The following is a 26,469-nucleotide window of genomic DNA, read 5'->3' as shown; positions in this document are numbered from 1 at the left end:
AATAAGAAAAGCTTCACATTTTGTATAATGTGTAATTACGGAGGTAAAAACTATGAATAAAACTGCGAAAAAAAATATTATAGTTCTTCTAGCGACTTTAATATTTACATTGGCTTTTGCTACAACATGTTTTGCCAAAAGTAGTCCTACTGCTACAGTTATTCCAACTACTACAGTTAACCCAACTACTAAAGCACCAACAACAGTAAAGCCTACTAAGAGCAACGAAACAACTAAGAAAAAACAAAAAAAGCAAAAAACTACTAAGAAAGACGAAACAACAACCGGCTCAGGTAAAACAGGAAAGAGAAATCCTTCAGACATTTCTCCAAAAACAGGCTCAAATATTATAATCCCAATTGCCGGCTTGTTAGTAGCCGCAGGTGCAATTGTAGTTTCCAGAAAAGAATTAACAAATAAGAACTAAATAATAAATAACAGATAGCCATTAGTGGCAAATGAAGGAAATTCATAACTCAATAGAAAAAGCGAGAAAATAAAAAGGAATTCAGACAATAGAAATATGACTTGTCTGAATTCCTTTTTATTTATCCGCTTTTTCACCAGATTGTGAATTGTTATTTATTTGTTGCGGTAGATTGAACCACTATTTCCTTTGACTGTTAAGTTCAAACTGCCATCTTCTACTTCATAGATTATTCTTCCACAGTTATAGAATTCTCTACTTGATTCCAACAATCTTTCCCACTGTGAAACACTTCGTCCCAACTTCCAAACGGGAACGGAAATCTCTTTGTCTATGTCAGATGTGTTGATTACTGTTAATACTGAATCATTTTCATTAAAGCGACCATAACACACCAAATCGGTGTCAGCAATTAGCAACATGTAAGACCCGTCTTTTAATGGCTGATTCTGTTTGTGAACACATATTGCCTCTCTATAGAATTCAAGCAATTCTAAATCTTCCTTACCCCAAGGATAAGTTCTTCTGTTATCCGGATCTGTCCAACCACATACACCTGCTTCATCACCGTAGTATAAAGTAGGTGCACCAGGCAATGTCATCTGCATAATAACGCCCTGTTTAAATATTGCTTTATCTATATTTTCTGCTGCTGCTGCAGCTCCTACTGTACCGATTCGACCAACCATCTTATTTGTTCTCGTCATAAATCTTGAATGATCATGATTTGATAATTCATTCATTGCCACAAGAATTGACTGGTTCTGCATACGTGAAAGCTGATACTGCATTGTGTTATGGAACACTTCTCCGTTACCTCTCATGTATGGGTTTGCATTGTCAGAATGTTTATCAACACCTGTTAAAAACCATGTGACAGGGTCCATAAATGCGTCATAGTTCATTACCGTATCCCACTGGTCACCCATAAGCCATGAGTGTGCATCACCATAGTGCTCTGCCAAAATAATTGCATTAGGATTGGCCTGTTTAACTCTGTCTCTAAAACGCTTCCAGAATTTATGGTTAAATTCAGGGCTGTGTCCTAAGTCAGCTGCCACATCAAGTCTCCAACCATCAACATTAAATGGAGGTGACACCCATTTTTCAGCTATATGCAAAATGTAATTACACAACTTTTCACTACCCTCATAGTTTAATTTTGGAAGAGTATCAAATCCCCACCAACCTTCATAACTGTAATTATCAGGCCAGCTATCTGTGCTAAATTTAAAATAAGAATTATATGGGCTTTCCTTTGACTGATATGCCCCTGTTTCATAATCACTGTTTCCTTTATAAAGTTCCTCTCTGTCTAACCACTTGTTAAAAGAACCACAATGATTAAGAACTCCATCGATAATTATTTTAATTCCATGCTCATGAGCTTTTTCAACTAATTCTATAAATAACTGATTACTTGCCTCAAGGTTTCCCAAGTTAGTAGTTCTTGTTTTGTACTTGCTTGCTTTTTTATTATCAGTTGCGTAATCAGGTACAGTTTCTCCACCATCCACAACAATTTTTCCTAAATGCGGATCAACATGGTCATAATCCTGTGTGTCATACTTATGGTTTGATGGTGAAACAAAAATAGGATTAAAATAAATTACATCAATACCTAATTTTTCTAAATAGTCCAGCTTGTCAATGACCCCCTGCAAATCCCCACCGTAGAACTGTCTTGTTCCATCAACTGCAGGATTTTCGTTCCAATCCTTCACTGCTGTAACTGCTTTTCCAATATAAACATATTCATTGTCAACTACGTCGTTTGTTTTGTCCCCATTGTAAAAACGGTCAACCATTATCTGGTACATAACCGCTCCCTTTGCCCAATCGGGAGTTTCAAAACCAGGTGTCAATTCGAAATAACCATCATTTACAGCCTGTTTCATTATTCCAAACATATTATAAAAAATACAGCCTTCATTTATATTGCATTTAAAATAATACTGATACATCTTTTCACCGGCATCCAGCAGAGCTTCGAAATATTCAAAGTCCTCTGTAGTTTTTATTTTTGTCATCTGCAATTCATTTCCATTAACGCACACAAAGACACTACTAACAGTGCCTTTATTTGCTCTAAGAATGATGCTATATGTTTTTTGCTGTTCATTATATTTACAGAACTGCTTTGTTCCGTCATGAAATAATATATCTTGATTAACAAACATATTTTTACCTTCTATTCCTTATTAGAACAACGCTTCAAATTCTTCCTGATTAATCTTTTCTTTTTCTAACAATAATTTAGCTGAAGCATGAAGCTGTTCCATGTGTTCTTCAATAATGGCTTTCGCCTGTACATAACAACTCTCAACAATATCTCTAACTTCCTGATCAATTGCTGAAGCAGTTGCTTCTCCATAGCCTTTAGAGTGTGCCAAGTCTCTTCCAATAAACACATCATTGGAATCGTCATCATAGTTTATTAAACCTAGTTTATCTGAAAATCCATACTTTGTAACCATAGCCTTTGCTGTTGATGTTGCCTGTTTTATATCCTGCGATGCCCCTGTTGTTATGTCATCTAAAATCAGTTCTTCGGCAATACGACCACCAAGGCTTACCATAATTTCCTGTAACATCTTGCCCTTTGTAAGGAACATTTCGTCTTTTTCAGGAAGTGGCATTGTGTATCCTGCTGCACCTGCGCCTGTAGGAATAATTGAAACTGTGTGTACAGGTCCTACATCAGGTAAAACATGGAATAAAATTGCATGACCTGATTCATGATAAGCTGTAATCTTCTTTTCTTTTTCAGAAATAATCTTGCTCTTCTTTTCTTTTCCAATTCCAACTTTAATCATTGCCTGGTCAATATTCGCCTGTGTAATATATGGTTTGTCACCCTTTGCTGCCAAAATTGCTGCTTCATTTAAAAGATTCTCAAGGTCTGCACCTGTAAATCCTGCAGTAATTCTAGCTATATTTTCTAAATTAACATCGTCACCAATTGGCTTGTTCTTAGCATGAACTTCCAATATCTGCTCTCTGCCTCTAACATCAGGTCTACCAACTAAAACCTTTCTGTCAAATCGTCCCGGTCTTAAAATAGCCGGATCAAGAATATCAACTCGGTTTGTAGCTGCCATTACTATGATGCCTTCATTTACTCCAAAACCATCCATTTCAACAAGCATCTGGTTAAGTGTCTGTTCACGTTCATCGTGGCCACCACCCATACCTGTTCCTCTTCTTCTTGCCACTGCATCAATTTCGTCAATGAAAACTATACATGGTGCATTTTTCTTAGCCTGTTCAAATAAATCTCTAACTCTTGAAGCACCTACACCAACAAACATTTCCACAAAATCAGAACCTGAAATTGTAAAGAAAGGTACGCCGGCTTCTCCTGCTGTAGCCTTTGCAAGTAATGTTTTACCTGTTCCCGGAGGACCTTCTAATAAAACGCCTTTTGGAATACGTGCTCCCAAGCTAATATATTTCTTAGGATCCTTTAAGAAATCAACTATTTCTTCTAACTCTTCTTTTTCTTCTTCTAGTCCAGCAACCTTTGTGAAATCCATGTTTTTAATTTCAACAACCATCTTGGCTCTGCTCTTTCCAAAGTTTGCCATCTTGCCACCGCCACCTCCGGCATTGGCATTCATCATCATAAGTACAACAACCACAACAATACCTAACAAAATCATAGGTAACACGCTTGTTAAGAATACGCTGTCTCTACTTACATCAGGTATATATGGTTTTAATTTAATCTTATTGTTGTCTGCTTTTGCTTTGTCAATATCGCTAATAACTTTATTAACATCTGTTACATAAACAATCTTTGATTCATTTGAATTGCTTAACTTAATTACCAGCTTACCTGTAGGAACTTCCTTGTTTTGCTTAATTGTCAACTGCTTAATGTTGTTAGCCCTTAAGTCTGTTAAGAAATCACTGTAAGCATAATCATTGTTTACAAAGCTCTGGCTAAAACTGTAGATGATTAAGCAAACCAAAACTACAATCCCTAAAAAATAAAACTTAGAAAATCTATTTCTGCCTATACTGTTCAAATCTTCCTCCTCGCATTTCATAATTTGTGTCAATTTATATTAAAGTTCTACGATACCAATATATGGTAAATCTCTGTAGCTCTGGTCATAATCTAAACCATAACCTACTACGAACTTGTCTTCAATTTCAAAACCTACATAGTCAACATTCATGTCAACTTCTCTTCTGTCAGGCTTATCAAGTAATGTTGTTACCTTAATGCTTGCAGGATTTCTATCCTTTAGCATTGGAATTAATTTGCTTAATGTATTGCCTGAGTCAATGATATCCTCTACTACAATAACATCTAAGCCTTCAATGCTTTCATCTAAATCTTTTTTGATTTTGATATCGCCTGAGCTTTCTGTTCCTGAGCCATAGCTTGAAACACTCATAAAATCAAGTGTAACAGGAACAGTTAATCTTTTTGCCAACTCACATGTATAGAAAATACTTCCTTTTAAAATACAAACAAGTCTGATTTCTTTCTTTGCATAATCTTTGCTGATTTCTGCTGCAATCTCTCTAATTCTCTTATCTAATTTTTCTTCACTAATGTACTCTGAAATCTTGTGTATCATAATCCTTACTCCTTATTGTATGTGATTTTAATAATTCTTTTTGTACTATCTGTTACCTTGCACATCTCACTTATTCTATATCCAACAATCCACACAACATGATTCCCGTCTGCCAGCAACCATATATTGTTTCTTTCTTCCTGTGGAATTTTATTATCTATAAAATATTTTTTCAGTTTCTTTTTTACACTTCTTCCCGATTCACTTCCGCTAATTTCAATATAATCTCCCGGAAGTCTTTTTCTCAGTGTCAATCCCTTTATTTTATCATAATCAAACCATTTAGTATATAACAAATCAGGGATATTTGATTTGTCAAAACTTTCATTTTCCACTGTAACTGTAATCTTTTCTGTGTTAAAAATCTTACCGTCTTCAATAATCGTCTGCCTGTTGCTGTCTTTTCCTTCGTTATTTTCAGGTAAAACTTTCACACCTTCGTAGGTTTTGATTAACTTTAAGCCGTATGGTAGTTCCGATTTCTTTGAGACCTGATTTGACAATAACCCAATTACAATATTAACGTGATTAGCCTTTATGTCTTTTAGTCTACCAGTGTTTTCCAAAATCCACATTCTGACGACCTCCTGTAAAATTACAACATTAAGATCTTCTGCCGAATTAAGTAAAACATTATCTTTCACATAAATCTTATATGCCTTCTGTGCCTCACCGTAAATATATTCATACACCTGAGATAAATTTTCAGCCGCATTTACTATATTATATTCCGCTTTTTGATTAATATTTTCTTTTATATAGGGCATTAGCTTAAGGCGAATCCTGTTTCTGCTGTAATCTGTCTCTTTATTGGTGCTGTCAATACAGTAACTCAAATTGTTTTCCTGTAGATACTGCTCTATTTCATTTCTGCTACAGCAAAGTAGGGGTCTGATAATCTGCCCTCTCATTGGAGAAATTCCCGTTAAACCTTTCAGTCTGCTACCTCTAAACAAATTAAAAAGAACCGTCTCGCTGTTATCATTTAAGTTGTGAGCCACTGCTATTTTGTTTGCTCCAACTTCATTTGCCACCTGTTCAAAAGTGTTATATCTGAATATTCTTCCGGCTTCCTCCTCTGATAATTTCTGTTCTTTTGCCATTTCAGGTATATTTGCCGTCACAACTCTAAAAGGTATTTGCAAATTTTCAGCCATTTGTTCTACAAAATCTGCATCGCGTTTTGCCTCGCTGCCTCTGATTCCGTGATTTACGTGAACAACGTATAGCTTCAAGTGATACTTTTCTCTTAAGCTGTACAACACATGTAGCATACAGACAGAATCAGCGCCCCCGGAAACTCCAAGTAAGACGCTGTCTCCATCTTGTAATATTTTATTTTTTTCAATGTAACTTATCACTTTTTTCAACATAATTCTATGATACTTTATGGGTGTTTCGATGTCAAACTTTCAAAGAAGTAAAACTATTTTTATGACTAATTTATTAGATTTTCTCCCAGATTCCCGTACAAATAACTGTCATGTCATCTTCCGGCACCCCCTTTGACCTGGCTAATGCTCTGGTTAAAATCTCCATTGCCATTTGTTTTGAATTGGATGTTTTAATGTCCATGATAATTCTACCCATAGCCTCCTCCTTGTCAGGCTCATCAAGGGCATCTACAATTCCATCTGAAACCATGATTACAAAATCGCCATCGTACAGTTTTTTCGTTATAGTTTCCATATCCACTTCCTGGAATACTCCCATTGGAAGAGATGTGGACTTAATACATTCTACCCAGTTTCCACGTTTAATATAAGTACAGGCTGCACCTAATTTTAAAAACTGACACGTTCCTGAGTATTGGTCAATTAAAGCCATGTCCACTGCTGCCGGCTCCTGCCACTGATTTCCTGTTAGCATTATCGAGTTGGCAAGTTTCAAAGTTGTTCCCTCTTCAAAGCCACTGTCTATCATTTTTTCCAGCAAATCAATTATAAGTTCACTATAGCCCCCTGCTCTTTTTCCGGAACCCATACCGTCACATATACTCATAAAAGTCTGCCCACTGTTTAAATTCATAACAGCGAAATTGTCTCCTGAAACGTTCTCGTTATTTTTTGTCTGTCTGGCAGTTCCACTTATTGTCATAAAATTTACTTCTTCTAATAAAACATACTCATTGTAATCTTCCGTAATATTAACAATGCTGTCCATGGAAAGGCGTACCTTTTTGCCTAAAGCCTGACTTACTACCTTTTTAATTACATCTGATTTAACATCAGTTTTTTTCTTTTTTTTGGCAAAAAGTCTCACCTCTAACATGCCTTTACTATTTTCATTTATATAAATTCTTCTTGCTATAACTTTGTTTTCCCGTAACTTATGTTTTATATAATCGTCCATTCCTAGAATTGTTTTCTTTTCGCTGTAAATTGGTTTAGTGTAATTTTCCATTACTTTTGCCATTTCATTAAACTGCACAGCCATTGCTTCTCTTGTTTCCAGCAGTTTGTTGTACCATAAGTAATTTATTTTTGCCCGCTCCAGATATTGAATCTGACCGTTGGCACAACCTCTACAGGAACTGTTTGCAATCTCCTGTTCCACACAACCTTCCATGGATACGTCGTAATCCCTATCAATACCACTCATTCTTTTAAGCTCTGATGCAAGATTTTTAAATGCCTTTGAGGTCCGTAAAATACTTTCGTTTCTTATATCTTCCTGTTTGCTTATTGCCTCCTGCAACGACTTATGGTTTGGAACATAATCACTTACATATTTTATAAAGTATGTAAAAATTACTGTCATTGACCAGGTAAGCATTACAATTGGCACTAAACCGTATAAGTCAATTTTCATCATTCCGTCTATTGACCAGTCAACTGCCTCCACCAGCACAGTAATAACTGTGGCAATTACCGCCACCACGTATGGGTTATACTGATTGCTGATTTTTTTATACTGGGTTATGCATATACCGGTGGTTGCCATAATCGTGCCGTATTTCACTGCAACCATAAAACCACCGTTTATAAATATTGTGTACATCATAAGTGGCAATGTAACTAAAGGCACGCCTTTCATTTGACACAATGCCCCATACCAGCTTTCTCCTATTGTATAGTAACCAAGCATTGGCATTAAACAGGTTAATACACTCATGGCTATTATCAATATTGGTTTTAATATTTTTTGCATACCATCCCTCCTTGTTTTTTTCACAAGAAATAGTATACAAGCTCTGTTTATGTTTTTTTGTCAAAGCAAGGTATGATAATCGTTAGATATTTCGACATTAGATTGTTAAAATACATCCCTAGTGGAACGTATTTTTTTACAGAAGATTTTGAAAAAATTTCTTATAGAAAAAACCATATCAAAACTTTTGGTATTCCACTGGGTTTTAATATGGCATTTATAATTAATCGTTATTTAATTCTTTAATAAAATCATTTAATCTTCACTTATATTGTTAATTTCTATTCAATTTCAATATTGCTATAAGTTTTCAATTAAACTATAGATTATGTTTCCTAATATAGCAGCTAAAAATAATACTAAAGCTATTCTTGCTGCCCAAATTTGCGTTCTGCCTCTTTTTACTTTTTTCTTTTTTCCAAAGCCGTTTGCATTGATTATCTCTAATGCTTCTTTCCAGTCTTTGTCTTTTACAAGCACGCCTTTAGGTATCATAAAATCAGAACCTTTTATTCTAAGATAATCTCCAGCCCCGTCTGTGTATATTTGTGTATATATACCGTTGCTTTCTAAAAGCCCTATAAGCATTTGTAATTCTACTTCATCGTTTGTTTCGTACACCTGTTTCATCTCTTTAACCTCGTAATAAAATTTAACTATCCTATTGTTTAAATTATTAAATTCATATCAGATTCGCTAATATTGATTCTTCATTCTACTGATTTATTAATCTTCCGGCTTGAAAATTACTTCGTTAGGATATAATAAACCTAAATTTCTAGCCATCTGTTCTACATAATCATCTGTTTTAACATATTCTTCCTGATCCTTTAATTCTTCAGATAACTGTAGTTCTTTCTTATATTGATTCTTTAATTTTCTTTCCTGCTCTCTTAAATCAGCCAATGTGCTGTATTTGCTTATCATCTGTCCACCAATGACAATGCAAAATGCCACAACTACTGCTGATATAGCTATCATCATTCTTCTATTTTGAATACGCTTTCTTCTTGCGTTGCTTAATCTTCTTGTTGATACTTTTCTGTTTTCTGTTGCCATTTTCTCTTCCTTTTTTCTTTTTTAACTCTTTTTAGTTTATCTAATTTGTATAACTTTTGCAATGGTTTTAACATTTTTGTCACAATTCTCTTTACTTTACCAAACACGCAAGTGTTTAATTTTTTTAACATTTTAGAAAGTTTGGTTTTTACTTTGCACAGAAACTTTGCAACCCTGTCAACAATTTTTCTTCCAACTAACCATTCATACAAAGCCATTATGCCTAATGTAAAGATTATTGAAAAGAATCTAGGTCTGCCGTAATTGTATTTCAAGTATATATTAAACATAAATATTGCAGAAATCGTCCAATAAATAACATCCTGAATAATCATGGAAACAATTCCCACTTTGAAAATTCTTCTGCAAACCCGAACCATATCATAGCAGACAACTAAAACAAGTCCACCATACAGGCTCATTACAATAAGCAATGCTTCCTGAGAAATCTGCGGACTCATTATTCAAACATCCTCTTCAAAATAGACTTACTTTTTTCTCCATAATCCTTTACGTCTGAATAAACAATACTGTCAATTTTTCCTGAAATATTTACCTCGCCTTTTTCAATTGTAAGCTTAGTTACCTTTAGGTCGCTGCCCTTTATATGTACCATACCTAAATTTGATTCAAGTAAAACCTGATTCAAGTCGAAAGCCACTACGTCTTTAATCCCTGTCAAATTCATCTGCTTTCTATTGTCCATTGAAAGTTTGTGGGTTCTTGGTGTACTGCCTGCTTCCATATTAACCTCGAAAAGTTTTCTATATAATAATATATTAGGTTATGTGAGAAATATGTCTTGCAGTTGCATTTTAATCAATCTCTTTGTACATGTCTACTGCTTCTTCTTTTTTAACTGTTTCTTTTGTGCTTAAAACTTCCACCTTTACAGTTCTTTGACCAAACTGAATTTCTATTTTGTCTCCCTCTTTTACATCTCTTGAAGCCTTAGCCGGCTGTCCGTTTACCAAAACTCTTCCTGCATCACATGCCTCATTTGCCACTGTTCTTCTTTTTATTATTCTTGAAACCTTTAAAAATTTATCTATTCTCATGATATCTCCTTTTGTTCTAATTAATATTTTTAAATTTATGTGCTTAGAATATATATTTTTCTACTATTAGGTTAATTTTTATAATACAATTTTCCATATTATTAAATTTACATTTTAAAAAATAATTTCCTATTTACATATAAAAATAATACCGGAGATTTTTTCTCTCCGGCATTATTATAATATATGTTTGATTTTCTATAAAGACTATATTTATTTTTTGCCAGGATCATATAGGTTGTCATTCCAACCGTAATCCACTTTATGATTATAATAGTAAGGATTTTTATTATCTATTTTACTTAAAATTGTATCATAAAGATATGCGTGACCATTGTAGTTTGATGACAACACATTTTTGTAAAGGTAATTTGCAACTTCAGGTATGGACATTGTTACTGTATCCGTGCCGTAAATCAAAGTACCATCTTCTGCCACAACAAAACCTCTTACATGGAATGAATTTGTCATAACCTTTAGTGTGCCATCACTACCATAATATGAGTTGTTACTCATTGTTCTGACATACTTCATTGTGCCATCTTCTTTGCTTAATATTCCATTGTCTGTTGTCACATAGCCATATGTATAATCCATGTTGTTGTATTGCCTTGCTCCTCTATAGGTATATTCATTACCACTAATAGCCTGAGTATTTAGTATTGAATATGTGTTATCCAATACATCATCAGCCGAATTTCCTGAACTGTTAGGATCGATTGTGTATATTACCCCTGTATTTTTTACGGTGTAATTCTTTCCTGAAACTGTAATGGTCTGTCCAATATCAGGTGCTTTACAAATTGTTCTAAAGGCTACTTTTTTCTCACTTCCTTCTTCATCAAATAAAACTTCGCCCTTTGTGTTGTAATACCTATTTCCATTTGTTTTAATCTGAAATCCCTCAACTGTAATGCTGTCAGACTTTAACATTGTATTTTCTGACACAACTTCAACTTCATTTGATGTTGTTCCTTTTGATACCTGTTCATTTAAAGTTGCCTGTACAGTAACTTTATGCTTTCCTGCAGCCACATTTTCAAGCTTCACATTTCCATATGAACTTATTAATGTAAAATCTTTTAAATTCACAACATTGCCTGAAATATCATTTACAAATTTTAAGTATATAGTATGTTTTCCCTCTTTTAAAGGCTCATACAAGTCAATTGTTTTTGTAACATAGTCACTCCATGTTGCATTTGCAGTTGGTGGTGTAATTTTAATAGATCCAATAGGAACACTATCCATACTTTTATCATATACATAAATTGTACCGTTTGCATTTTTATCACATGAATAGTTAAAAGTGACAGAGGTTATAGGATTTGATGCTGAAATGTCTTTGTATTCTACCCAGTCACCATTATGGGTTCCACCTATATTTACCGGATTTCCATTGATGGTATCTTTTACTACACCACTTTGATTTGTATAATCTGTTGCCTTTATAACTGTACTGTCTGATTTTATATCAGACTTGGATATAGTTGCCACACTGGTTGTACTGTCATCAATATAAATGTTGTACTTTGTATCTTCAGCCATACCTGCCTTTGGATACCAGTTTACATCTATTTGGTTTAACATTCCATCAGCATTCACAAGGCTTACACTTTTAATTTTAGACTCTGCAAGATTGTCCACTGTACCCGGAAAATAACTTTTTACTTTGTCCGTTACATTTGTATTTCTGTCAACGCTTCCCTGATTTGACCATTTTGATAATATGGTTTCATAAGAATCATTTTCTACATCTGCCCAATACTTTTTAGTATCAGCATCGTTGCCGTTACCGTTTCCCGGAGTATTAAATAATCCCCAGTTTCCATATTGTTTTGTACATTTGTAGTTCCAAACTGTCCAACTTAAATTATTGTCATTTAATAATTTAACACCTTCACTCCATGAATCACTGTTTGACATCATATTAAATTCTCCAATATAACTTGGCACATTATAATTTGCACCTTTTATATTGTTGATTTTGCTCTGCATTGCAGCAACCTGTTTGTCTTTGTCACTGTAATCACTGTATAAATACTGATGATATTCGTACATTACGTTTGTCCAATCTTTATCAGAAGGATCGGGAAGAGTGTCTGCATCCCACACGGCTTCCATAATAATAACGTGATTGCGGTCAACTGTTCTTATCTTTTTGTAAGCCTTATCATATACATTCCACAATGTACTAAGTCTTTCGGCCTTTGTTCCGGTTACATCTGTCGCATTCATATAATCTGCCATTGGTTCATTAAGCAAATCATAACCTGCAACAACAGGATTATCTTTGTAATGCTGTGCAATTTTTAACCACATATCCAAATATTTTGCCTGATTTGTACTTGCATCTGTTCCAAAGAACAAATTTGAATTGTCCTTTTTTTGCTGATTTGTGCTTCCACCGTAAATACCTGAGTTGTGACTGCCATTTTGTGAACCATATGCACCATGCATATCAATAATTACATATATGCCATATCGACCTGCTGTTTCCACAAACCAGTCAATTTTATCAAAGGCATTGTCATACCAGTTGCCATTTTCATCAACAAGATTTCTGTACCAAATTGGAAGTCTGATACAATTAATGCCAAGTTTTGCACAATTTTCGAAATCACCGGTTGTCCAATAATTGTCTTCATATGCACTAACAAGATTTTTTGCCTTTTCACTGCCAAATCTGGAATTTAAAGTATCCAGAATGTTTTTCTGGCATCTGATATTTCCACTTGAGTTGTCATCAGTTCCACCATATGTTGCACACAGCCAGATTTCCTGCAACATATAACCACCTGCATTTACTCCACGCAAATGCACGATATCACCATTGTCATTTCTTAACTGCTTACCATCTGCTTTTATAAATCCGGGATAGCTTTCCTTTGTGGTAGAAACTGCTTTTACTCTTACACTACCCAGCTGTGGTATTCCTGTTATTACAAAAGAGACGGCAAGTATTATTCCAATTATTTTCTTTAATCTTTTCATAAATTTCTCCTAATTTCTAAACAAATTTTCTTAAAATTCAATTGGAAGGGTCCCACCTGGAACATCAGGAGTGGATTCCCATTCTCTTGTAACTATATCTCCCGGTTTTTCGTTTGGATTGGTAGTTTCAAAAAATGATCCAGAGTCCATAATTTTTTCAGACACCTCAAACTTTGTCACTATCAATTCCGGTGTCTCATAAACTTTTGTTTTTTTCATTTCCTTCACCTCATTCTTTACTACTTAACATAAATTCCATTGTCCCATGCATATTGAACTTTTTTATAATAGCCATTATATTTGCCCTGTTTTTCTGTCTGATTGTATATCCAATCATTTATATCTGAATAAGAAGTTCCTGTTTTGTTATTTAAGGCACTTAACAAATCTTTCTGCTCCTCACTTGTAAGTGTTGCCGGAACAAATTCTTCCCTTTCCTGATATTTTCCTTTGTACTCCTGCTGACAATATACATAATTGTTCATGTCCTTGTACAATTTATTTAATGTAGCATAGTATGGATTTGATGTACTTGTTACATTTAAGGCCTTCATCATTGATTTTAATATATCAAGTCTGTTGTTGTTAATTGTCACAAGATTTAACACATTATTGTATAAGAAATTATGTCCCTTCAATGTACTCATTTTCTGGTTTTTATACAGAGAATCTGCTATCTCATACATATTTACAGTATAAATGTTATCTCCATATTCAATGCTTCCATCTGCCATTAATGCATATGCTCTTACAGTAATATTTTCCTGTAATGTGTAGAACATATAATCAAGACATTTAAAGGTCAGTCCATAATATTTCCAATACTTTGTGGAATACTGTGAATCACTCTTTGTACTCCAGTCAGGATATATTCCGTTTTCTGTCTCTTCATGTACCTTTATTGTCTTATTATCAGCCTTATCTATTGTCATCATTTCTTCAAGTTCAGCTCTTGTTTTTCCATCGGTAGCGTTTGCTATTGCATAAATCACACCAAACTTGCTGACTTTTTTTGTTTTAATTGTATTTCTACTTACACGACATACTACTCTGAATGATGGACTAAACTCTGACACACCACCTGAATCCTTATTACCATTCATCTGGAAGCCCTGTACCTCAACATCTCCTAAATCATTGTAAACATTGTTGCAAACAAGTTCCTGATCTGAATTAACACTGTCAATGCTTATGATTCTTCCATCTGTAACCTTAGAGTCTTTCTCCCATGAAGTTACATAATAATCATCGCTGAAAATCGTTGTATTCACATCTCTCTTCTTACTGTAATCGTCTTCTGAAACAGTTACCTTACAATTGTTGTATACATAGAGTTCTACCTTTTCTGAATGTTTAAGAGCAAATGTATACTGTCCTGTTGCTGTACTTTTAAGCTTATTATCTATTATTTTAGCTGCATCTATGGTATTTCCGTCTTTTTCTATCTTAATACTAAAGTTAAATGACTTATTTTTCTCGTTATCATCTACCATATTTCCGGAAACATTTTTGCTAATGGTAATTTTTCGAATAGGGTTATAAATATTAATAAAATTAACTGAATTGTCTGTTCCCGCTGAATACGTAAACGTTGCTGTATATGACAGGTTATCTATGTTTATTTTATCTTTTCCAACAGCTTCCGGTGTTCCATTTTTATCAACTGTTTCCAAATAGTATGGTAAATAGTTATTTTTTACGATAATTTCTTCAACAGTATATGGTTCTCCGACATTCAAAGTTGTGCCATCAAAAGTCACTGTATCAAAATATCCTTCAACTCCTCCACCACCTGGTTTTTCAATTTTAGTAAACTTATCTTTGTTCATTGGATGATCAGGCTCAGTCGACTGTAAAACTTCGCCTGCTTTGTTTTTCAGATTTACAATTACGCTATAATCGTTAGGTAATTCTTCAAGTCCCTGTATTTTTACATTGGCAACAACTACACCACTCTTATAGTAGAGTTTTAATACATTATGGTTATAAGCTACTGTCATGTTTCTGTCTTTATCATCCACATAAAATGCCTTACTTCCATCATTATTTTCTCCACTGATTTTTGCATCGTATAAAGTATAATCGCTTACTGCCCCCGGTGCCGGTATGCTTACTCTGTCATAAGGGTTTACTGTGCCTTTAACAGTCAAACCATCATTTTTTACTCCATTTACATAATACTCTATAACATAATCCTTTTTCTGCTGGAATTTTACATTATCAAGTAAACTTCCCACAGTCATATTCGGTGTATCACCGTCATTTCTCTTTGCACCACCTGCTGATACGAAGAAAAATCTTGTAAGATAATTATTTTCTCCGGAAGGAACATTATATATACCGTTATGATCATTCCACTGCCCTGCTGTTTCCTTACTTGTAACTTTCCACAACGTAGCAGTAACTCCATCAGGCAATTTAATTGTTGTACCTTTTGTGCCTTCCTGATTAGTTGTAATAGCCTTTACATCACTACGTTCGATTAATGCCTCAATCTGTTTGGATGTTGTATAATTTTGTGCACCATTAGCTGACATTGCAACAACATACATACTATTCTGGCACCAACGTCCTGCATAATCTAAGTCCCAATAACACTCTGACTTTGGTGTTGTTAAAATATCCTGATATAATGCACCTACATTTTCACAGTTAAGCTCTGCAAACTGGTCTCCATGAGCATTGTTTTTATACATTTCATCCTGTGTTACGGAGAACTGGGATACCTGTTCTTTTTCTCCTGAGGTTTTTAACTTTCTTCCATTTACAATTTCAATATCATGTCCTACACGGTTACTATTTGGCCCGTTAGTCCATCCCGGTGCTGTTGTTTTCCACATTAAACCTTCATATCCGTTAGGATACTGCTGTTCATCTTCGTTTATATTAAACGGAAATACCCTGTTGTCTTCATCTGACGAAAACATTGCCGGATACTCAAAATCTCCATTTTGAATGTCGTTGTAATATTGAACTTTATATGGATGTGACCACTGGGTTGTTCCTTCTTTTCGTACACGATAATACTGTCCACCGCCTAAGTCATGAGCAACATTTACCACATCATTTTTAATACCATTTCCACTTCCACTAAGAATTTGCAAATCATATCTCTTTTCAGAAACATCACTCCATGTATTTCCATCGACACTCTTTTGCCACTGATATGTAGCTCCATTTTCAGGATTCTTTACACTAAGACTTCCGCTTTCACTTAGTTTATCCTGTATAATTAATGATGATTTCCATATTCTTACTTTATATGTAAGGCTAAACTTTGGACTAGGATTTTCATTTTTTAATTCTGATTGATTGTAAATCTGACATCCTATTTCTGTCTCTACATAATCTTTATCTCCAAAATCAATGTTATCAGGCATTATATACTGCACCGTGGCCTGCGCCTGTCCTTTATATTTTGCAATATTTTCATCATGACTTGTAGCACCCCACAGGTTCTTTCCTGAGTTAGATGACGACCAGCATATCGTGTGTTGTGATAAATCCAAATACAAATCTCTTGGATTTGCATAGAAATACATACTCTGACCGGGTTCATATACCACTTCATATGTATCACCACTGCCAATAACATCACCCTGTACAAGGCTACTGTCAATCAATCCGTTATTTTCTGTATTTTGCAATTTTGAAACAGGATATATTCCATACGTTTTCTTTGCCTGATTGCTCCAATAATCTTTCTTTGCTACTTCAGTTCCCCATACTTCAAATTCATAAATTGAAACTCCCCAGTTGTTGTCTATGATTTTTGCATCAGCATACAATCTTATATACTGTGTTTTCACATCATCCATATGGATACTGTTTCCAAATTCCAGATTGGCATAATAATTCGATTTCTGAATTTCTGTTGAATCTCCCGGTTCAGTCCAATCCTTTATGGTTTTATAATCTTTCCATGTTTTTCCATCATCAGAAATCTGTATCCTAAAGCTCTTGGGATATGCCCTTTCAAATTTTAAATCAACAGAATCTATTCTGCATTGTTGTCCTAAATTAATTTCATACCATGGATTGCTATCTGTCTTAGGTGCTCCCCATCTTGTATTATCCAATCCATCTACTGCATTAGCAGGATTTGAAGTTTCAGCACTACTATCCGAACTGCTTACCTTTACTTCTGCATTTAGAGCAAGATCAGACAATTGTCCTTTTATTTTTGTTCCATATATCCTTATATCTCTTATGGACATTGCATTGTGAAATGCCATGTTAAGACATCGTACTTTTACATATCTTGCTTTTCCAAGACAAACTCCATCTGATTCATATACCTTTTTATCAACATTATCTGCTTTAAAACCTCTTACTGTTCTCGCCACAGTCCAATTGGTTTTGTCCTTTGATACAAGAATCTGGAAATCATTTGGATATGCCCTTTCAAACATAATATTCACTTTTTCAATTTCATACAATTTTTCTAAGTCTACAATCAGATAAGCCTTGTCACCTTCTTCTTTACTTGCCCATCTTGTATCCTCATCTTCATCCACTGCATTGGAACCATCATAACCACTCTGAGAACCTGATACTTCAACATTTTTTCCATATGCTAAATCACCATCTTCAGGCACTCTTTCCAATGTAAAGTAATCCACATTTACCTGTTGCCATGCATTACTTTCTGCATAAGGAATATTTGCAGCCCCAGTTATGTCTATCACATTTACACCTCTGTTCAGCGTCACTTCGGTAGTTATTTTCTTTACTGTAGTCCATCCGCCGGTTGTAGGTGCTGATATACTTTTCCAGTCACCGTCGTTTACACTATTTACTCTACAATCTATATTTGTATCCTTATTGCTTCCTGATGCATATGCCACTGTCAGCTTATACGTACCGGGATGTTTCACATCTACATAAGATGTAAGATATGCTCTTCCATTGTCAGGCCATGCATTCATTCCACCTACAGCCAGATTGTTTGAGAACTTTCCATCTGCCTGAAGAGTGTGTTCTGTTTCTGCATCTCCCTGAACAAATCTATGTGCATTTTCTGCTTCGTGTATGTCTCCTGAATCTTTTACTGTTTCAGGTTCATATTCAAACTGGAACCAGTCAAGATTACACACTGCTTTTGAGCCAGATGCCACAAATTTCAAATAAATTTCGTGATTACCTGATGGTATGCTGATGGCCTCTGCTGTGTCAGTATATTTACTCCAGTCACTGCCTGTTGAAGATGTAGTAACTGTGGCAGCCGGAGTCCCGGACATAGTACTGTCATCAACATATACTTCTACTTTTCCACCATTTCCATCTCTTACACTGTTTCTCAAATAAATTTTTGAAACTTTTCTGTCAAAGTTAATATTGTATTCTGTCCATTTTCCATCTGTAAGACCACCAAGATTTTTTCCGTCTACAAAGCTGTCGCTTTCTCCTTCAACTTTTATATCCCCTGAACTTTCATTAAAATCTTCAGCCTGAATTTTATTTCCTTTTAAATCTGTATCTAAAACACTGTTAAATGCTTTTTTATTTTCACCTTTATATGTTAATGAAAAACTATCTATATTTAACCATTCATCATTTACGTTTTTGCCATCTGTTCTACCATGTTCAGTACCCTCTACCCATTTCCAAACAGCACCTGATATATCAATCTTGTTTAATCCTTTTCGTAATTCTATCTGCATAGTTACCCTGTTGGTATTTTCCCAGTTAGAATCCACACTGCTGATGATTTTTGATTTCCATTTGTCGTTATCACTGCTGTTGATTCTGTACTGAAGCAGTGTAGTCATTGTTCCGGCATACTGAACTTCAAACTGATAGTATCCTGCATTTTCTGCTTTAACATATGTAGTCAAATAAGAACGGTCACGTTCAATCCAAGTGTTCATGCTGCCCACAGCCTTTCCACCTGAATACTTATCAGAACTTTGCACAGTGCTACTCTGTGCTGCTGAACCTCTTACAAAGGCATGTGCATTCTCTGCTTCGTGTAAATCAGCTGTGTTGCTTATACTTTCAGGTGCGAATTCAAATTTAAAATAATCCAAATTGCACACATTTCCTTCAGCAGTTACAAATTTAAAATATATTTTATGATTACCTGATGGCACAACTACTTCCTGTGAAATATCAGTATAGTTGGACCCTCCACCTGTTGAATTTACGTCAATTGATGCTACAGGAGTTGTAGACATTGTACTGTCATCAACGTACATCTGTATTCTTCCACCGTCATTACTGTTTGCACTGTATCTTAAATAAATTCTTGAAGTTTTTCTGTCAAAATTAATATTGTATTCTGCCCATGTGTTGTTTGTAAGGCCACCTAAGTTCTGTCCACTGGCATTTTCATTAGTCTCTACTTTTATATTGCTGTCTATTTCATCAGCATTTTCTGCTTCTATTATATTTCCAATAGTTTCTTTATTTCCTACCCTAAACTGGTTAAATGCCTTTTTGCTGTATGATTTTTCCATGTCTGTGCCGTACACACCTACTTCATATAAAGACATTCCACCATATTGTCCGCCACCATAATTTGCCCCTTTATAGCAACGCTGTACTGCTTGTACCTTAATGTATCTGGCACTTACACTTCCAAATTCTATATTGTCTACTCTATTTCCATTGGTTGCATTGTTTTCGTATATTCCTATGGCATTTACAGTTGTAACCAAACTATAATCTGTGCCGTTAACCGATTTATATATGTTATAAACTGTTGCATTTGCAGCTTCCCAGCTTAAATATAATTTTTCAACACTATAGGTCTCTCCTAAATCAACAACGTAATATGTAGAATCACCATTTGTTGCAGACCATCTTGTACTTTTATCATTGTCAATTGCTGCTTTTGGTGTACGGTCAATTGTTTCCTGACCACTTGCAGTTGCTGACACACCATTATAACGTGTGTAGTTGTAATATCTGCTATCTATAATATCCTGAAAAGTTTCACCTTCGGTTGTTTTTTTGAAAGAGCCTGTGGCTTCCACCGCTGATTCTCTAGTTGCTTTTACATCTTTTCCAAAAATGCCCACATCCCAAATGGATATTCCATATCGTCTGTTGTTTGAAGAATCTGTTATGTATTTTTCTCCTACATCTGTAATTCTTACATATCTCCCAATAACGGTATTTTTCAGTGATAATGTATCTATTCTGTTTTTTGCTGTAGTATAATCATTTAGGCTTATTGCTGTAACAGACTTAAATAAAACTCCATCGTTAGATACCTCAATTTTATAGTCAATTGAGCTTGCAACTTCCCAGCTTATATTTATTTTTGAAATTTCATATGACTGTTTTAAATCAATTGTAATGTAATGACCTTTTGTTTTATCTTCATTTGCCCATCTTGTATCAGCACTGCCATCAATTGCATTAGTTGCCACGTAGTCACCTGTCTTATCATCTGCCACTGCTGATGCACCATATCTTACATAGTTATACAAATCTCCATCTTTTTCAGAGCTATACCCTGTTTTAGAGTCATCAGCAATAACTGCTGTTACATTATTGGTTGCCATAATGGCCGCATCTGCCTTAACATTTTGTGGCGTAATAGTCACTCCTGTTAAAACCATGGCTACCGACAAAATCACGGCTACCGCTTTTTTCCAAAATAAACCTTTCAATTTTCTCTCCTCCTAAAGTTTTTTCCTCTGTTCATTTTTTATTTTTTTACTAACATATATACCAAAATTAGGCTGTTTGCATATATAATCCACGCAAACAGCCTTTGAATTGTTTAATTATTATGAATTTTAACTTTAATTTCTGTTAATGTCAAATACTTCCCATGCTCCGGCAACAGTTTCACTTGTAGCAAAAAGTTTACCACCGTCGTTTAAGTTTGCCTGAACATATTTTCCATTTGCCAATGAGTAAAGTGCATACTCTCCATCTGAAATCTTTTCAATAATGAATTTCTCCCATGTACCTATACTTCCACTTCTAGGTAATAACTGATTTTTCTCATCTATTACTGCACATACATACTTTCCATTGGATACGGATCTCAGGGATACTGTTCCATCATCGTTATTTACAATCTGGAATGTTTCCCATGCACCTCCACATGATGAACGGTTTGCCACTATTGTTTCACTTCCACCATTTTCTGCACAAACTACCTGTCCGTTTGCTATGGATGTAATATATGCATTTGAATTATTAAAATCTGCCTTTTCTACTTTTTCAATTACGATCGCTGAAGTTTTATCATTAAAATCTCCAAGGCCTGATGCATCTGTGAATAATGTTTTTTTACTTCCTGCAAATCCTGCATCGTTATACAATGTAACTTTGTAGCCATCTGCTACCTTAATTGAAGAAATCTGATCATTTTTAATTCCCTTAGAAATCATTGTGCCATAATCATATCTTCCTTCACTTAATGCTACAGACCAACCACTGTAATTTGAATTTTCATAAAATGTTGCTTTTGCAGAAGATGTCTCATCTCCCAATTTTTCAATATTAAATGCTTCCCAGGCTCCTGCTATGGAATCACTTCCGGCTATTAACTTGCCTCCGTTATCCAAGTCCGCCTTTACATATTTTCCGTTTTCTGCACTTCTAATGCCGTATTCACTGTCATTTATTTTATAAATTTGGAATTTCTCCCATGTACCAACGTTATCACTTCTTGGAACAAGTTGATTTTCTTCATCTAATACTGCACATACATATTTGTTATTTGCATCTGCTTTTATGCTTACTGTTCCGTCATCATTATTTATCAGATAAAATGTTTCCCATGAACCGCCATAGTTGTCTCTGTTTGCTACTATTGTTTCACTTCCACCATTTTCTGCTGCAACATATTTTCCATTTGCAACAGATTTGATACTGTATTTTCCATTTGACAATTTAACAGTATTATATGTAACACTTGATGAGCCATTCCACTTTTCAATTTTAATTGATGAAGTTTTGTCATTCATTTCATCACCAACATATGATGCATCACCTGTAAATGCCTTTGATGTTCCATTAAATCCTTCATCATTATATAATGTAACTTTGTAACCTGAATTTACTTTCAATGATGATATAGCGTCATTTTTAATACCTTTTGCAATGATATCCCTATAATTATATGTACCTTCCGGTAATGAAACTGACCATCCACCATAGTTTGAATTTTCATAGAATGTTGCTACATTATCATTTGTTGTATCACCGACTTTTTCAATGTGAAATGCTTCCCAGGCTCCTGCTATAGAATCACTTCCGGCTATTAATTTGCCTCCTTTATCCAAGTCTGCCTTTACATATTTTCTGTTTTCTGCACTTCTAATGCCGTATTCACTGTCATTTATTTTGTAAATCTTAAATTTTTCCCATGTACTAATGCTGTTGCTTCTAGGTGTCAATTGATTTTCTTCATCTAAAACTGCACACACATATTTGTTATTTGCATCTGCTTTTATACTTACTGTTCCATCATCATTATTAACAATATAGAATGTCTCCCATGAACCGCTATAGTTGTCTCTGTTTGCTACTATTGGATCACTTCCACCATTTTCTGCTGCAACATATTTTTCATTTGCAACAGCTTTGATGCTGTATTTTCCATTTGGCAATTTGACTGTGTTATATGATGTTGTAGTTGATGTCTGATTGTTAATCTTTTCAATTTTAATTGATGAAGTTTTGTCATTCATTTCATCTCCAACATATGACGCATCACTGGTAAATTCTTTTGATTTTCCTTTAAATCCTTCGTCATCATATATTGTAACTTTGTATCCGTCACTTACTCTAAGTGATGAAATCTGATCATTAACAATTCCTTTTGCTAAAATATCTTTGTAGTCATATGAACCTTCTTCTAATGAAACTGCCCTTCCACCATAATTTGAATGTTCATATAATGTTGCCACACCTGATGTGCTGTTGTTATCACTATCATCTGTTGTGCTTCCACCTGTAGATGTTACTGTTCCCGAAAGATATGGCTTTACCAAATTGTAAATCTTGTCATTTTTCCATCCGTTTGCTGTACCTACAGCTGACCATTTATTTTTAATTGTGTCTGCTGAGTCGTTATAAATATCAACTTTTTCAGGGTTATGATTATAAATACCCCATGAGCTGTTTCCTGTAACTTTGTATGACCATGTTGTCCAATGCCATCCCTGACTGTTGAAAGTTGACATTGCTGCCTTCCAGCCTTCTGACTGTTCGAAGCATGTAAACTCGCCTACAAATGTTGGCACTCCATAATTGTGATTTGCAATGTCTGAAACTTTACTTGAAAAGTATGACTTCTGTGCATCACTGCTATTTTGTGCACTCCATGGATAGTAATGGTATTCATATGCTACATTTGTCCAGCCATACTGTGAAGGTCTTGGCAAATTGTCTGCATCCCAACATGATTCCATTATAATAATATGATTGCTATCCTTTGAACGGATTGTATTGTAAATTTCATTATAAAAATCCCAATGTAAACTATATGTTGCAGCTGCCTTAATTCCCGGTTCATTTAAGATATCGTAAGCTGCAACTGCCGGATTGCCTTTGAAATGTTCTGCAATCTTTTTCCATAAATTTAAAGTTTTATCTTTATTGCTCTGATTGTAATATAACTGTTTTCCATCATTAATCTCTCCTGAATGATCCATACCATTTTGAGAACCAAATGCTCCGTGCATATCTAAAATAACATACATACCTCTCTGGCTACAGTTTTGTACAAACCAGTCTAATCTGTCAAAAGCATTAGATTTAAGATTTCCATTGTCATCACAAAGATTCATGTATGTAAATGGTAATCTTATAACGCTCATTCCCATTTCTGCACAATTATCAAAATCCTGTGTTGTCCAATAATTATTTTCGTATGTTGAGACCAACTCATCTCTCTTTGATGTTCCAAATCTATTTGCCAATGTTGTCATCATCGTCTTCTGGTCAGACGCATTGGTTGGATTCATCCAGTTTTCCTGAACAAGCCATCCTCCTGCATTGGTTCCTCTTAAATAAACAACATCTCCTGTTCCTTTTTGTTTTCTTATCTGTGTTCCGTTAACCTTCAAAAAGTCATTACTTCCAAGAGCCTCTCTGGCACTAACCTGAGTAATGCCTGTAATTTTTCCTGAAATAGCCATGCTAAATGTCATTGCAAATACCAATAACATACTAACCAATTTTCTAACTATTTTCATAAGTACCTCCTTATTAATACTATCAAAAAATTTTCGCCTATTACGTTATTAATATTCTATGTCGTAATGTTATCGGTATCAAGTCTTTAAATTTTAGAAAAATTGTTTTTTTTTAATTTTTCAAAAAAAGATACCTTTTTTCTGATAATAGTATGTTATTTATACATTTTCTAAAAATGTATAAATAAAGAATAGTCCCATACCTGACAAAGAACATTATAAACTTGGGTTACCCCCATGCTTCACAAAGAGCCGCAAAAAAAGACCACTACCTATTTAGTGATCTTTTCTATATTACTTAACAATATTTATCGATTAGTTAAGTTCTTTCTTTAAAGCTGCTCCAGCTTTGAACTTAGGAACGTTAGCTGCTGCAATTGTGATTTTTTCCTTTGTTGCAGGATTGATTCCCTGACGTTCAGGTCTCTTTGATACCTCAAAAGTTCCAAATCCAACTAACTGTACTTTATCTCCTTCTTTCATAGCTTTAACTACAACATCTGTGAAAGCCTTAACTGCCTTAGCTGCATCTGTCTTTGATAATCCAGCTTCGTTTGCAATAGCTTCTACGAATTCTGTCTTGTTCATCGTATTTCCTCCTTGATAAATTCTGCGATACATCTACGCGACACATACGCGCGTATCTATAAGTTATATACTCTATTATACAGTTTTTGTCAAGATAAAACCCGTTTTTTATGGTCTTAACCCCTTTATTCAAGGGCTTTTTGACGAATTATGAGAGTTTTCATTTTCACTTTAAGTCAAATTAAGATTCCATTTGTCTTCCAAGGAAATCTGCAGCCACCGATACAAGCTTTTTTTCCGTGTCACTAACCTGCTGTTTTTCTGTTTTTGACATCAAAACCACGCTCCCAATAACATCACCTTCACATATTATTGGAAAAATTATTTGTCCCATATGAGAAACATCCTGTCCATCAATTATTGTTATTGTTTTTACATTATCAGTGTCTGTATTAACAGTTTTTCTTTGTTCCATAATTTCCTCTAATTCATGGCTTATTCTTCTGCCAATATATTCTTTTTTCACACCGCCTGATACTGCAATAACCTGATCTCTGTCGCTAATAACAACATAACAACCGGATACTGCTGCCAGGCTCTCCGCATACTGTTTTGCAAAAGCATCTATTTCTCCGATTGGCGAATATTTTTTTAAGATTACTTCTCCATCCCTGTTAGTAAAAATTTCCATTGGATCACCTTCTCTAATTCGAAGTGTCCGTCTAATTTCTTTTGGCACTACTACACGCCCTAAATCATCAATTCTACGAACAATACCTGTTGCTTTCATTATTACTTCCTCCAATTTCATATTCAAGCAAAAGCGATTTTCACTCTTTTGCTATATATTAGTTTTGGAGTTAGTATGTGGAAGACACAGAAAATTATTCTTTTCTTTATGTGCATTTCATAGATTATGTATGAATAAATTATTTTTTATATATTTAATCAAATACTCTGGTCGTAGAACAGAAAGCCCGTTTGCAACAGTCTTACCCTCCAATAAAATTTTATAGTAATCATCATTTAGCAAAATAGCTTATAACAAAGATTTGTTTTAATTTTTAAAAATGTATATCTTCCTTGAACAACTAACGGTAGCTTATCATTTAAGTATTTAATTTCTTTCATTAAAACATTTTGCCGTAACGTCTTTTCTAAAAACTTATCTGTTCCCATAACACAAAAAAGATATCGGTCTCGCAACCGATATCTTTTTTACTCTAACCTACAATAAATAAAAGCATTCCAGCAATCACTAGCAGAATACATGCAATTACATCCAGTAAGTTTAATTTTGTATGTTCTTTTTTGTATTTTTCTAAATTATCTACAAGCCATAAAATTGCTGCCACTTCCATCAAGCCCCACTGTAGTCTTTCAATATCAACAGCAAAGCGTATTACTAATGCTAATACAAATAATATTGTAGGCACAATTTCAAATATAATCTGTTTAGATTTTTCATTTAATTTCATGCTACGACCTCTTTCTTC

At 34.5% G+C, this 26,469-nt stretch carries 18 protein-coding genes; 1 reads left to right on the top strand and 17 read right to left on the bottom strand.

The features are described 5' to 3' along the window. Positions 1–52: 52 nt before the first annotated feature. Positions 53–427, top strand: coding sequence for an NPXTG-anchored protein (locus tag ACZM4J_RS00285; protein ID WP_022166203.1), 375 nt, complete (start codon positions 53–55; stop codon positions 425–427). A 155-nt stretch (positions 428–582) separates the two neighbouring features. Here the strand turns inward: ACZM4J_RS00285 and ACZM4J_RS00280 are convergent, their stop codons facing one another. The 17 genes from ACZM4J_RS00280 to ACZM4J_RS00200 all read right to left on the bottom strand — a co-directional run bounded on the left by ACZM4J_RS00280 (position 583) and on the right by ACZM4J_RS00200 (position 26,451). Beyond that, positions 583–2,607: a glycoside hydrolase family 13 protein gene (locus tag ACZM4J_RS00280; RefSeq protein WP_022166202.1), complete on the bottom strand. Its 2,025-nt coding sequence runs from the start codon at positions 2,605–2,607 to the stop codon at positions 583–585. A 21-nt stretch (positions 2,608–2,628) separates the two neighbouring features. After that, positions 2,629–4,458 (bottom strand): ATP-dependent zinc metalloprotease FtsH, encoded by a 1,830-nt coding sequence (ftsH, locus tag ACZM4J_RS00275; RefSeq protein ID WP_022166201.1) that lies wholly within the window; start codon positions 4,456–4,458, stop codon positions 2,629–2,631. A 39-nt stretch (positions 4,459–4,497) separates the two neighbouring features. Next, positions 4,498–5,019 carry a hypoxanthine phosphoribosyltransferase gene (gene hpt, locus ACZM4J_RS00270; protein WP_022166200.1) on the bottom strand — a complete coding sequence of 174 codons (522 nt, stop codon included), beginning with the start codon at positions 5,017–5,019 and terminating at the stop codon, positions 4,498–4,500. A 5-nt stretch (positions 5,020–5,024) separates the two neighbouring features. After that, complete coding sequence (gene tilS, locus ACZM4J_RS00265; protein ID WP_022166199.1) at positions 5,025–6,392, bottom strand: tRNA lysidine(34) synthetase TilS; 1,368 nt, start codon at positions 6,390–6,392, stop codon at positions 5,025–5,027. Between the two features lie 73 nt (positions 6,393–6,465). Next, positions 6,466–8,169, bottom strand: coding sequence for a SpoIIE family protein phosphatase (locus ACZM4J_RS00260; RefSeq protein ID WP_022166198.1), 1,704 nt, complete (start codon positions 8,167–8,169; stop codon positions 6,466–6,468). A 300-nt stretch (positions 8,170–8,469) separates the two neighbouring features. After that, positions 8,470–8,799 (bottom strand): putative signal transducing protein, encoded by a 330-nt coding sequence (locus ACZM4J_RS00255; protein ID WP_022166197.1) that lies wholly within the window; start codon positions 8,797–8,799, stop codon positions 8,470–8,472. 96 nt (positions 8,800–8,895) lie between these two features. After that, positions 8,896–9,228 carry an FtsB family cell division protein gene (locus ACZM4J_RS00250; RefSeq protein WP_022166196.1) on the bottom strand — a complete coding sequence of 111 codons (333 nt, stop codon included), beginning with the start codon at positions 9,226–9,228 and terminating at the stop codon, positions 8,896–8,898. Next, positions 9,189–9,689 (bottom strand): spore cortex biosynthesis protein YabQ, encoded by a 501-nt coding sequence (gene yabQ, locus ACZM4J_RS00245; RefSeq protein ID WP_022166195.1) that lies wholly within the window; start codon positions 9,687–9,689, stop codon positions 9,189–9,191. The genes ACZM4J_RS00250 and yabQ overlap by 40 nt, the downstream gene beginning before the upstream one ends. After that, positions 9,689–9,973, bottom strand: a complete 285-nt coding sequence (gene yabP, locus ACZM4J_RS00240) for a sporulation protein YabP (protein ID WP_022166194.1) — start codon at positions 9,971–9,973, stop codon at positions 9,689–9,691. The genes yabQ and yabP overlap by 1 nt, the downstream gene beginning before the upstream one ends. Positions 9,974–10,043: 70 nt before the next feature. After that, positions 10,044–10,286, bottom strand: a complete 243-nt coding sequence (locus ACZM4J_RS00235; protein ID WP_022166193.1) for an RNA-binding S4 domain-containing protein — start codon at positions 10,284–10,286, stop codon at positions 10,044–10,046. A 213-nt stretch (positions 10,287–10,499) separates the two neighbouring features. Beyond that, positions 10,500–13,280, bottom strand: a complete 2,781-nt coding sequence (locus ACZM4J_RS00230; RefSeq protein WP_022166192.1) for a cellulase family glycosylhydrolase — start codon at positions 13,278–13,280, stop codon at positions 10,500–10,502. A gap of 30 nt (positions 13,281–13,310) precedes the next feature. Then, positions 13,311–13,499 carry a hypothetical protein gene (locus tag ACZM4J_RS00225; protein WP_022166191.1) on the bottom strand — a complete coding sequence of 63 codons (189 nt, stop codon included), beginning with the start codon at positions 13,497–13,499 and terminating at the stop codon, positions 13,311–13,313. A 20-nt stretch (positions 13,500–13,519) separates the two neighbouring features. Then, positions 13,520–20,899 (bottom strand): discoidin domain-containing protein, encoded by a 7,380-nt coding sequence (locus ACZM4J_RS00220; RefSeq protein WP_428245006.1) that lies wholly within the window; start codon positions 20,897–20,899, stop codon positions 13,520–13,522. 135 nt (positions 20,900–21,034) lie between these two features. Beyond that, complete coding sequence (locus ACZM4J_RS00215) at positions 21,035–24,445, bottom strand: DUF7910 domain-containing protein (protein WP_428245008.1); 3,411 nt, start codon at positions 24,443–24,445, stop codon at positions 21,035–21,037. 315 nt (positions 24,446–24,760) lie between these two features. Next, positions 24,761–25,033: an HU family DNA-binding protein gene (locus ACZM4J_RS00210; protein ID WP_118435686.1), complete on the bottom strand. Its 273-nt coding sequence runs from the start codon at positions 25,031–25,033 to the stop codon at positions 24,761–24,763. Positions 25,034–25,214: 181 nt separating this feature from the next. Then, the gene (gene spoVT, locus ACZM4J_RS00205) at positions 25,215–25,763 is read right to left on the bottom strand and encodes a stage V sporulation protein T (protein ID WP_428245010.1); all 549 of its coding nucleotides are present in this window, start codon (positions 25,761–25,763) and stop codon (positions 25,215–25,217) included. Between the two features lie 433 nt (positions 25,764–26,196). After that, positions 26,197–26,451: a hypothetical protein gene (locus tag ACZM4J_RS00200; RefSeq protein ID WP_428245012.1), complete on the bottom strand. Its 255-nt coding sequence runs from the start codon at positions 26,449–26,451 to the stop codon at positions 26,197–26,199. Between the last annotated feature and the right edge of the window lie 18 nt (positions 26,452–26,469).

It is taken from the genome of Eubacterium sp., from assembly GCF_057858645.1.
This window is presented reverse-complemented; position numbering and strand designations above follow the sequence as displayed.